This is a genomic window from Streptomyces sp. NPDC059037 (assembly GCF_042740015.1).
Lineage (GTDB): Bacteria > Actinomycetota > Actinomycetes > Streptomycetales > Streptomycetaceae > Streptomyces.
Map to the genome: position 1 here is coordinate 20,115 of NZ_JBHYIG010000093.1, position 10,504 is coordinate 30,618.

Annotated in this window: 10 protein-coding genes; 7 read left to right on the plus strand and 3 right to left on the minus strand. The window is 69.3% G+C overall.

Features of this window, described 5'->3' with window-relative positions:
* From ACFWY6_RS20510 to ACFWY6_RS20520, 3 genes are all read left to right on the plus strand, one after another.
* Positions 1 to 180: hypothetical protein (locus ACFWY6_RS20510; protein ID WP_384692206.1), on the plus strand; the 180-nt coding region annotated here is incomplete at its 5' end.
* Positions 181 to 687: 507 nt separating this feature from the next.
* Positions 688 to 1,191 (plus strand): tyrosinase family oxidase copper chaperone, encoded by a 504-nt coding sequence (locus tag ACFWY6_RS20515; protein ID WP_384692208.1) that lies wholly within the window; start codon positions 688 to 690, stop codon positions 1,189 to 1,191.
* Positions 1,175 to 2,041, plus strand: a complete 867-nt coding sequence (locus ACFWY6_RS20520) for a tyrosinase family protein (protein WP_384692211.1) — start codon at positions 1,175 to 1,177, stop codon at positions 2,039 to 2,041. The genes ACFWY6_RS20515 and ACFWY6_RS20520 overlap by 17 nt, the downstream gene beginning before the upstream one ends.
* Before the next feature lie 256 nt (positions 2,042 to 2,297).
* Here ACFWY6_RS20520 and ACFWY6_RS20525 read toward each other — a convergent pair whose 3' ends face one another.
* From ACFWY6_RS20525 to ACFWY6_RS20535, 3 genes are all read right to left on the minus strand, one after another.
* Complete coding sequence (locus tag ACFWY6_RS20525; protein WP_384692214.1) at positions 2,298 to 3,662, minus strand: class I SAM-dependent RNA methyltransferase; 1,365 nt, start codon at positions 3,660 to 3,662, stop codon at positions 2,298 to 2,300.
* Between the two features lie 124 nt (positions 3,663 to 3,786).
* Complete coding sequence (locus tag ACFWY6_RS20530) at positions 3,787 to 5,835, minus strand: APC family permease (protein ID WP_384692216.1); 2,049 nt, start codon at positions 5,833 to 5,835, stop codon at positions 3,787 to 3,789.
* Between the two features lie 61 nt (positions 5,836 to 5,896).
* Positions 5,897 to 8,143 (minus strand): MMPL family transporter, encoded by a 2,247-nt coding sequence (locus tag ACFWY6_RS20535; RefSeq protein ID WP_384692218.1) that lies wholly within the window; start codon positions 8,141 to 8,143, stop codon positions 5,897 to 5,899.
* Between the two features lie 171 nt (positions 8,144 to 8,314).
* Here ACFWY6_RS20535 and ACFWY6_RS20540 point away from each other — a divergent pair, with 171 nt between their 5' ends.
* The 4 genes from ACFWY6_RS20540 to ACFWY6_RS20555 all read left to right on the plus strand — a co-directional run bounded on the left by ACFWY6_RS20540 (position 8,315) and on the right by ACFWY6_RS20555 (position 10,361).
* Positions 8,315 to 8,644: a winged helix-turn-helix domain-containing protein gene (locus ACFWY6_RS20540; RefSeq protein ID WP_266871372.1), complete on the plus strand. Its 330-nt coding sequence runs from the start codon at positions 8,315 to 8,317 to the stop codon at positions 8,642 to 8,644.
* Positions 8,644 to 8,883, plus strand: coding sequence for a hypothetical protein (locus ACFWY6_RS20545; protein WP_266871371.1), 240 nt, complete (start codon positions 8,644 to 8,646; stop codon positions 8,881 to 8,883). The genes ACFWY6_RS20540 and ACFWY6_RS20545 overlap by 1 nt, the downstream gene beginning before the upstream one ends.
* Before the next feature lie 135 nt (positions 8,884 to 9,018).
* Positions 9,019 to 9,684, plus strand: coding sequence for a TrkA family potassium uptake protein (locus tag ACFWY6_RS20550; protein WP_266871370.1), 666 nt, complete (start codon positions 9,019 to 9,021; stop codon positions 9,682 to 9,684).
* The gene (locus tag ACFWY6_RS20555) at positions 9,684 to 10,361 is read left to right on the plus strand and encodes a potassium channel family protein (protein ID WP_384692222.1); all 678 of its coding nucleotides are present in this window, start codon (positions 9,684 to 9,686) and stop codon (positions 10,359 to 10,361) included. Before ACFWY6_RS20550 ends, ACFWY6_RS20555 begins: the two co-directional genes overlap by 1 nt.
* The last annotated feature ends 143 nt before the right edge of the window (positions 10,362 to 10,504 follow it).

The window sequence follows — 10,504 nt, forward strand, 5'->3', positions numbered from 1 at the left end:
CCCGCCGCCACCATCGCGGGATTAACGTGGGAGGGCGCCGCCCGGCGCCGGGCGCCGCCGGGCTACCGCCACCCGGGCGGCCGGGCCCCCGCCGCCGCGGCGGAACCACCCACAAGACCCGCCCCGATCGCCAACGCCGCAGTGGTGAGGACTGCCTTCTTCATGATTTACCTCGCTTGAAAGTACCTCTGATCCGACGGTTGGAGAACATAGCAGTCCATCGGCACCGCAAAAACGGCTCGTTACTCCGTACGCGTGAAAGTCGCAAGGGTGAAGAATGCAATGCGCGAGGGAATTCTACGGAATTTACATCTAGTCCGCGAATCAATTCATCCTATGGTGCTTCCGGTTCGACTGGTCCGCATGCATGGCCGTAAATATGAAATTCAGTGGCCTCCTCGAAATACTCACCGGCAGTGCCGGGGGCGTGGCCGGCTCTGTGGACCTCGGAGGAGGGCGAGAACGAGGTCGGCAGCTTCTGCGCCGCGGCTTCCTGCCCGCGCCGCCCTTCCGGTGCCGCACATCGGCATCGTCGGCATGCCGACCCTGACCCGTTGGTGGGATTTCTGGACGAGCTGACCATTGCTGCACCCGGGGCGACACAGCCGTGGTGACGCTTCGGCGGTGACCGCTCGGCGCCCTTGAACTGCTACTCGTACGGAGAACGAACCGTACGAGGAGTGAGCGATGACCGTCAGCGCAGGCGGGGTTTCGGCGGGTGGGGTCCAGGGCGCGGACACCCCGGTGGGCAGCGAACCCGGGGGATGGACGCGGCGGGAGGCGGCGCGGATACTCCTCGCCCCTTCCGCCCTGGCGGTCGCCCCCGTCATCACCGGCTCCCGCCCCCCGCAGTCCGCCGACCGGCCACCGGGCCCCGGCGCCGAAAGTCCCTTCGACGAGACCTATCGGGGCCGCCGCATCCAGGGCGTTCCGGCTTCCCACGGCGGCCTCGGCGACCTCGACGTCGCCTGGCACGTCACCGTGGACGGCCAGCCGCTGCATCTGATGCACCGGGCCGACGGCACCTGGCTGAGCATGGTCGACCACTACAGCTGCTACGAGACCCCGCTGGAGGCGACCCGCGCGGCCGTCGACGAACTCGGGCCTCGCGAGCGGCTGCGCGATCTGGCTCCCGGGCCGCTCGGCGGCGGGCATCCGCACTTGGAGGCGCAGCATGGTGTACGTGCGTAAGAACGTGAGCAAGCTGACGCGCACCGAGCGTCGGCGGTTCGTCGAGGCGCTCCTTGAGCTCAAACGGCGGGGCGAGTACGACGAGTTCGTACGCGTGCACATCACGCACTTCACCGGGGACGGCGACCGGGGCCTGCGCGTCGCCCACACGACGCCCTCCTTCTTTCCCTGGCACCGCAAGTTCGTGCTGGACCTGGAGAACGCGCTGCGCCGCATCGACTCCTCGGTGACGGTGCCGTACTGGGACTGGACCCGGGACCGCAAGACGACCTCGCTGCCGTGGACCGACGATCTGCTCGGCGGCAATGGGAGGCCCGGCGACCGGCAGGTGATGACCGGCCCGTTCGCCTACCGGGCGGGCAGCTGGACCATCGGGACGGGCGTCACCGAGGCCGACTACCTCACCCGGGACCTGGGCCGCTCCCGCGGTCCGATCGGCCTGCCCACCAAGGCAGATGTGAATCATGCGCTGGCCGACCCCGTCTACGACGTCGCACCCTGGAACTCGACGGTCAGCCGAGGCTTCCGCAACAAGCTGGAGGGGTGGGGGCGGGGCAGCGGCCGGGACTCCTGGCGCTGCCACAACCGGGTGCACCGCTGGGTCGGGGGCGCCATGGTCGGCGCCGGATCCGTCAACGACCCCGTCTTCTGGCTGCATCACGCCTTCGTGGACCTGCAGTGGTCCCGCTGGCGGAAACGCCATCGCAACCACCGCTACCTGCCGGCGAAGCCGCCCGGACCGGACAGCGACCAGTACCGGCGGATCGTCGCCCGGCACGAGCTGCTCCCACCGTGGGACGTGACGCCGGACGAGCTGGATGACATGTCCAAGATCTACCGGTACGTCTGAGGGACGCGGGGGGGGGCGACATGCTGCTGCGGACGTTCGTGCGGGACGGACGGCTGGTCCGGCCGTGATGTGCGCCGTTTCAGCACGCGTCCTCGATGCAGAAGAGGCCCTGGTTGATGACGTCGGCATCGGTGCCGCGTTTGTAAACTCGACGATCACGGGCGTCCCGTTCTCGTCGAGACCGAGTACCCGCTACAGCCACCTGGCTATTCGCCTCGGCGGACATCACGACCGAGGTCCCGTGCCTGACGGCAGGTCAGAGGCTGCCCTTTGTCGCAGGTTCAAGGATCGCGACGCATTCGACATGATGCGTCATTGGGAAAAGATCAAACGCCCGCAACGTCCGCACCTTGTACCCGCCCTCCTTGAAGTACCCCAAGTCCCGCGCCAGCGCCGCCGGATCGCACGCCACGTACGCGATGCGCCGCGCGCCGAGGCCCGTCAGATGGCGGACCGTCTGCTTGCCCGCGCCCGCGCGCGGCGGGTCCAGGACGATCAGGTCGACCTCCGTGATGCCCGTGCGCGGCAGGGCCGACTCGACCTTGCCCTGTTCGATGCGGACGCGGTCGAAGGAGGCGAGGTTGTGGCGGGCGTCCTCCACCGCGCGCTTGCCGGACTCGATGCCGAGCACCGCGCCCTTCTCGCCGACCCGGTCCGCGATGGCGCCGGCGAACAGGCCCACGCCGCAGTAGAGGTCGAGGGCCGTGTCGCCCTTGCGGGGCGTCAGGCCCTGCATGACCGCGAGCATCAGCGTCTCCGCGGCCTTCGGGTGGACCTGCCAGAAGCCGCCGTTGCCGACGCGGTAGGTGCGGCCGTCGGCGCGTTCGCGGACGAACGGGCGGCCGTGGACGCGGTGGACGCCGCCGTCCTGTTCGGCGATGCGGAGGACGGACACCGGCTTGTCCAGTTCGACCAGGGGAAGGCGCGCGCCCGGCTTCGGTTCCAGGATGACCTGGCGGTCCTGGGAGCCCGTGGCCGCGATCACCTCCACCGAGGCCATGCCGGACCAGTCGTGCTTCTCGATGCCGAGCTCGGTGACGCCGGGCGCGGCGATCATGCAGTGGTCGATCGGCTCGACCTCGTGCGAGCGGTGGCGGCGCAGGCCCGCGTTGCCGTCGGGGTCGACCGCGAACTGCACCCGGGTGCGCCACTGCGGGACCTCACCCTGCGGGAGTTTGTCGCCCTCCGCCGGCATGACCGTGCCGTCCCAGCCCGCCTCCTCCGGGGTCAGGCCCGCGAGGCGCGAAAGCTGCTCGGCGATGACTTCGCCCTTCAGGCGGCGCTGCGCGCCCGGCTTCGCGTGCTGCCAGTCGCAGCCGCCGCAGCGGCCGGGGCCGGCGTAGGGGCACGGCGCCTCGACGCGGTCCTTGGACGCCTCCAGGATCGTCACCGCGTCCGCGCGCAGGAAGCGGGAGCCCTCGCCGCCCTCCGTCACACGTGCGACGACCTTCTCGCCGGGCAGCGTGTGGCGGACGAACAGCACCCGGCCCTCTGCCGTGCGCGCGACGCAGTGGCCGCCGTGGGCGACGGGGCCGACCTCGACCTCGTACTCCTGGCCCACCAGTGAGTCCTGCGCGTCCAGCGAGTCCCCCGCCTGCGAATTCTTCGGTTCTGCCTGCATGGCGGGTGACTCCACAACGTAAAGGGGGATCGAACGGCACCGGAACGGCGCAACGGCCGGACAACAGCCCACCAGTCTACGTGGGTGTGGTCCGGCCGCTCGCCAATCAGCCGCCTGACGCGGCTCAGCCCTTGTTGGTCGGCTGCTTCACCCGCTTCTCGACCGGGCCGCGGCGCACCGAACCCGGCGCGTTCCACTCGGACCGCTTGCGGGCCCGCTTCTTGGCGGCTTCGGAGGAGTCCAGCTGGTAGGGGACGGACGTCACCATCACGCCCGGGGTGAAGAGCAGACGGCCCTTGAGCCGGAGCGCGCTCTGGTTGTGCAGCAGGTGCTCGTACCAGTGACCCACCACGTACTCGGGGATGATCACGCTGACCACGTCGCGCGGGCTCTCGCGGCGCAGGTTCTTCACGTAGTCGATGATCGGCCGGGTGATCTCGCGGTAGGGCGAGTCGAGGATCTTCAGCGGCACGGTGATGCCGCGCTTCTCCCACTCGGCCTTCAGGGCCTTGGTCTCCGCCGGGTCGACGTTGATGCTGAGCGCCTCAAGGGTGTCCGAGCGCATCAGCTTCGCGTACGCGAGAGCACGCAGCGTCGGGCGGTGGATCTTGGAGACCAGGACGATCGAGTGGACGCGGGAGGGGCGCACGCTGTCGTCGGTGGGGGTCTCCGGCGCCGCGATCTCCTCGGCCACGCGGTCGTAGTGGCGGCGGATCGCCGTCATCACCCCGTAGAAGATCACCATGCCGAGCAGCGCGACCCAGGCGCCGTGCGTGAACTTGGTGACGAGTACGACGACCAGGACGAGGCCCGTGAAGAAGGCGCCGAAGGTGTTGATCGCGCGGGAGCGGACCATGCGGCGGCGCTTGGCCTGGTCCTTCTCGCTGCGCAGATGGCGGTTCCAGTGCCGCACCATGCCGATCTGGCTGAGCGTGAAGGAGACGAAGACGCCGACGATGTACAGCTGGATGAGGCGGGTGGAGTCCGCGCCGTAGACCCAGACGAGCATCGCCGCCGCGCCCGCGAGGAGCACGATGCCGTTGGAGAAGGCGAGCCGGTCGCCGCGGGTGTGCAGCTGACGCGGCAGGTAGCGGTCCTGCGCGAGGATCGAGCCGAGCAGCGGGAAGCCGTTGTACGCCGTGTTGGCCGCGAGGAAGAGGACCAGCGCGGTGGCGGCGGCGAGCACGATGAACAGGAAGCTGCCGTTGCCGAAGACGGCCTCGGCGACCTGGGAGATCACCGGGTTCTGGACGTAGTCGCTGCCGACGGCCACGCCCTGGTCGATCAGGTCGTGCGCGGGGTTCTCGGCCATCTTGACGTCGGTCGCCATGGCGAGGCCGATGATGCCGCAGAACATGGTGACGGCCAGGCCGCCCATGAGCGCGAGCGTCGTCGCGGCGTTCTTGGACTTCGGCTTGCGGAAGGCGGGGACGCCGTTGCTGATCGCCTCGACGCCGGTGAGCGCGGCACAGCCGGAGGAGAAGGCCCGAAGGAGAAGGAAGATGAGGGCGAAGCCGGCCAGGCCCTCGTGCTCTGCCTTGATCTCGAAGTCCGCGGTGGGCGCCTTCATCGTGTCGTCGAGGACGAAGCCCCGGAAGGCTCCCCACGCGATCATGATGAAGACGCCGGCCACGAACACATAGGTCGGGATGGCGAAGAGCTTCCCGGACTCCTTGACTCCGCGCAGGTTCATCAGCGTAAGAAGCACGATGACGATGACCGCGCAGAGCACCTTGTGCTCGACGACGAACGGGACGGCCGAGCCGAGGTTCTCGATGCCCGATGAGATCGAGACGGCCACGGTCAGGACGTAGTCGACGAGCAGTGCGCTGGCGACGGTGAGCCCGGCCTTGGGGCCGAGGTTGGTGTTGGCGACCTCGTAGTCGCCACCACCGCTCGGGTACGCGTGCACGTTCTGCCGGTACGACGCGACGACCGTGAACATCAGCACGACGACCGCGACCGCGATCCAGGGACTGAAGTGGTACGCCGACACACCCGCGATGGAGAGGACCAGCAGAACCTCTCCCGGCGCGTACGCCACGGAGGAGAGCGGGTCGGAGGCGAACACCGGTAGAGCGATGCGCTTCGGGAGGAGGGTTTCCCCCAGCCGGTCGCTGCGCAGTGCGCGCCCGATGAGGATCCGTTTGGGCACGTCGGTCAGTTTGGACACGCAGAGGATCGTAAGCGTTCGAATGGGTGCCCGCCCACCCACCACCCCCTAACTGCTCCGGTTAGCCATGCCGAGCCACCCCCTGCCCGGTGAACGGACGCTGGTCGGCGGCCATCTGCGCCCCGTGCCGCTGCGCCGCGAGGGCCTCGGCGCGGCGGATCGCGCGGGACGGCCACCAGGTGGCGCGGCCGAGGAGCAGCAGCGCCGCGGGCAGGATCATGACGCGAATCACGAACGCGTCGAGCAGCACGGCCACCGCGAGGACGAAGCCCATCTGCTTCATCTCCAGGATGTGCAGCATCACGAAGCTCGCGAAGACGGTGACCATGACGATGGCGGCGCTGGTGACGACCTTGGCGGAGGATGCGATGCCGTCGAGGACCGCCTGCCGGGTCGGTACGCCGTTCAGCGCGGCCTCGCGGATCCGGCTGACGACGAACACCTGATAGTCCATCGAGAGCCCGAAGAGGATCACGAAGAGGAAGAGCGGTACGCGCGAGGAGATGCCGCCGAGTGAGACGAAGGAGAGCAACTCCTCGGCCCAGTCGCCCTGGAAGACCAGCACGAGCAGTCCGAGCGCGGACCCGACCGAGAGCAGGTTGAGGACGGCGCCGAGCAGTCCGAGGACGACGGAGCGGAACGCGAAGACCGTCATGACGAAGGTCATCAGGAGCAGGAAGCCGAGGACGAGCGGCAGCTTCTCGTTCTGGTGCGTCACGTAGTCGGTGCCGCGCGGCACCTCGCCGGTGACGGCCGTCTCGACGCCGGGCAGCTTGTCGACGGTCGCGGAGAGGTAGTCGTCACGGAGGTGGTCGAGCGAGGCCTCGGCCTTCTCCGAGTACGTCGGATGCGGGGAGTTCAGCTCCAGGGTGGTGGTCCTGCGGTCCTCAGAGGAGCGGAGGAGCGGAGCACCTGAGGGGTGCGAGAAGAGCGGGTCGGACTGCGCCTTGCGGTCGAGAGCCGTCAGGGCATCGCGTACGTCGCCGGCCTGCGAGGCCTCGGCCCGCACCACGACCAGGTGCCGGACGCGCAGCTCAGGGAAGGCTTCGAGCAGCCTGTCGTACCCCTTCATGGCCGGGATCTCGCGCGAGAAGCTGTCCCGCGCCGGGTTCTTGAGGTTCAGGTTCAGCGCGGGCAGCGCGAGCCCCAGCATGACGAGCACCGAGAGGCACAGGGTCAGCGCGGGGTGCTTGCGGGCGGGCGTGAGCAGGGCGCTCCACAGCCGGCCGGGGTTCGTCTCGTCGCGCGTCCGGACGGGCTTGCCCCGGGCGATGCGCTTGGCCGTGCGGCGCTCGCTCCGGCGGCCGAGCTTGACCAGAAGTGCGGGCAGCACCGTCACCGAGCTGATCACGGCCACGGCGACGACCAGGATGGTGCCGGTGGCAAGGGAGTCGAAGATGACGTCACCGGCCAGGAAGAGCGCGGTGGTGGAGACGATCACGGCGAGCCCGGAGACGACGATCGCGCGGCCCGCCGTCGCGGCGGCGGCCTCGACGAGCGCCTCGGAGGTGAGGCGGCCGCCCGCGCGGGCCCGCTCCTCACGTTCGCGCTTGAGGTAGAAGAGCGTGTAGTCGACGCCGACGGCCATGCCGATGAGCAGGATCATGCTCATCCCGACGCCGGTGTCGGGCAGCAGGTGCGAGGCCAGCATCGCCAGGCCCATCGTCGCCATGATCGAGGTGACGGCGAGCAGCAGCGGCACGCCGACCATGACGACCGAGCCGAAGACCACGGCCAGCGTGATCAGCGTGATGGGCAGCGTGATCGCCTCGGAGAACTGCAGGTCCTTGTCGCGCTGGCCGTCGACGCCCTTGCTCACGGAGGCGTCGCCGGTCTCCTCGATGACCAGGTCCGGGTGGGCCTTGGCGGCTGCCTCGGTCTGGGCCTGGAGCGGGGGGACGTTCTCCTGGTCGTCCTGCTCGGAGCCGTTCAGCTCCACCTGGACCCGCAGGACCCGTCCGTCGGCGGAGCGCACCGGGTCCGCCACCGATGCGACTTCCGGCAGGGCCTTCATCCGGGCGGTGATGTCCTTGACGGCGGCGTCCGCGGCCCCCTTGTCCAGCGGGCCCGACGCGGCGCGGATCAGCACGTGTTCCGTGGACCGCAGTTGGACGCCGCCCTCGGTCGCCAGGGCCTCGGCGCGGCCCGCCTCGCCGACGCGGAAGTCCTCCGAGGTCGCGCTGTTCATGCCGGCGGCGATCCCGCCCCCGAGGCACAGCACGACGAACACCAGCCAGCCGATGACCGCGCGCCACGGATGCAGCGCACTCCACCGGGCCACGCGCACCGTGACCGATCGCTTCCTCATGACCATCCCCGCCTCTTCGTCGCGTACTGACCTTCATGTGTAAGTGGAGACTGACAGGTGAAGGAACGAGCCGTCAACTGTCATACGAGCCGAGGGACGGCGGATTGACACTGGAACCCGCCATGCGTAAGCCTTGGCTGACAGGTTTCGGGACCAGCGCAAAGGCGGGCCATGGACAGCGAAGAGCTGCTCGCCTTTCTCTCCGCGGTCGGCCATGCCCAGCGGATCCGGATCATCACCGAGCTCGCCCCGGGGCAGCTGTACGTCAGCGAACTGGCGCGGCGGCTCGGCGTCTCCCGGCCCCTGCTCTACATGCACCTCGAACGCCTGGAGAAGGCCGGTCTCGTCGTCGGCCGCCTGGAGCTCTCCGGCGACGGCAAGGCGCTCAAATACTTCGAACTGGCGCCGTTCGACGTGCGGTTGAATGTGGACACGATCCTCGCGGCCGTCCAGCAGGACACGTCGGACGGGGCAGGACAGCACTCACCTGAGGGGTCTTAATGGACGACGTGATCATCCCGGTCGCCTTCTTCCTGATACTCGCCGGCGCGATCGTGGCGGTCGCGTACTTCCAGACGCAGCGCAACCGCGAGCGCGACCGCCAGTACGCCGAGGCGATGCAGGGGTATCAGGAGGCCGTCGAGCGTGCCAGGTCCGAGCAGGAGGCGAACCGGCTGCAGCTCGTCGAGCTCGGCCACCGCCTCGAGAAGGTCGAGAGCCTGCTGCGCAGCGTCGACTGAACACGTTCCCGAGAGATCCGCACCGTGCACGGGGGTGCCCCGCACGGACCGCGCGTGTGTAGCTTGGGCGTCGGTCTGAGACGCTTTTACCGTTCAGCCTGAGCAAAAAGTATTGACACAGCCGGAAGGACGGGCGTGCACATCGTCATCATGGGCTGCGGGAGAGTCGGATCCGCTCTCGCGCAGACCCTGGAACAACAGGGGCACACGGTCGCCGTGATCGACCAGGACCCCACCGCCTTCCGCCGCCTGGGCTCCGGCTTCGGCGGCCGCCGCGTCACCGGCATCGGCTTCGACCAGGACACCCTGCGCGAGGCCGGCATCGAGGATGCGGGCGCGTTCGCCGCCGTCAGCAGCGGTGACAACTCCAACATCATCGCCGCCCGGGTCGCCCGCGAGATGTTCGGCATCGAGAACGTGGCGGCCCGCATCTACGACCCGCGCCGCGCCGAGGTCTACCAGCGCCTCGGCATCCCCACCGTCGCCACGGTCCGCTGGACCGCCGACCAGATGCTGCGCAGGCTGCTGCCCTCCGGGGCCGAGCCGCTGTGGCGCGACCCCACCGGCGGCGTACAGCTCGCCGAGGTGCACGCGTCCGACGCCTGGATCGGGCAGAAGATCAGCCGACTCCAGGAGGACACCGGCGTACGCGTCGCCTTCCTCACCCGGCTGGGCGAGGCGGTCCTGCCGACCTCGCAGACGGTGCTGCAAGAGGGCGACCTGGTGCACGTGATGATGCGTACGGACGAAGTGGAAAAGGTCGAAGCGGCGTTCGCCGAAGGCCCCGAGGAAGGTCACTGATGAGGGTCGCCATTGCCGGAGCGGGCGCGGTGGGCCGGTCCATCGCCGGTGAGCTCCTGGAGAACGGGCACGAGGTTCTCCTCATCGACAAGGCGCCGACCGCCATCTCGGTCGAGCGCGTCCCGCAGGCCGAGTGGCTGCTCGCCGACGCCTGTGAGATCACCTCGCTGGACGAGGCGGCGCTGCAGCGCTGCAACGTCGTCATCGCCGCGACGGGCGACGACAAGGTCAACCTGGTCGTCTCGCTGCTCGCGAAGACCGAGTACGGCGTCCCGCGGGTCGTCGCCCGCGTGAACAACCCCAAGAACGAGTGGCTCTTCAACGAGTCCTGGGGCGTCGACGTCGCGGTCTCCACGCCGCGTCTGATGTCCGCGCTCGTCGAGGAGGCGGTCAGCGTCGGCGATCTCGTCCGGCTGCTCCGCTTCAGCCACGGCGACGCGAACCTCGTCGAGCTGACGCTGCCGCCCGAGTCGGCCCTGGCGGGCACGCAGGTCGGCGACGTCGAATGGCCCCAGGACACCTCGCTGGTCACGATCATCCGCGGCACGCGCGTCCTCGCGCCGACCGCGGATGATTCCCTTGAGGCGGGGGACGAGTTGCTGTTCGTCGCGGCGCAGGCGCGGGAGGAACAGCTGGAGGATCTGCTTTCGGTGCGCCGGGAGGACGCGGCGAGCTAGACGCTGCGCTTGCTTGTACGTGGATGAGGGGCGCCCGGGAGATTCCGGGCGCCCCACATCTTTCGCTGCGAGACAGCGGGCTCGTCGTGGCTGGTCGCGCCGTTACCCGCGCCCCGTCGGGGCACGGCACCGCGTCCGCTCAG